Origin of the sequence: Pseudomonas sp. PAMC 25886 (genome assembly GCF_000242655.1) — a bacterium.
Taxonomy (GTDB): Bacteria; Pseudomonadota; Gammaproteobacteria; order Pseudomonadales; family Pseudomonadaceae; genus Aquipseudomonas.
In genome coordinates, this window is sequence record NZ_AHHC01000003.1 from 1 (window position 1) to 208 (window position 208).

The 208-nt window shown below is 57.7% G+C and carries 1 pseudogene; it reads right to left on the minus strand.

What is annotated here, in order from left to right:
• Nucleotides 1–208: pseudogene (locus MUM_RS1000000134670) on the minus strand (hypothetical protein); the annotation flags it as partial.

A 208-nucleotide genomic window follows, 5' to 3' on the forward strand; every position in this document is an offset into this window, starting at 1 on the left:
CGGGCTGATTGGGGCAGTCAGAGCCAGATCAAGATCAAAAGCAAAAGCACAGCGGCCTACAGGCCGGCTTGAGTGGTAGAAGCCAGAGCAAAAGCAGAGCCGCTTTTCTGTAGGAGCCGGCTTGCCGGCGAAGAACCTGAGAGCGCCGCGTTGAATCAGGATGCCAACGTCATCGTTAACGACCATCGCCGGCAAGCCAGCTCCTACA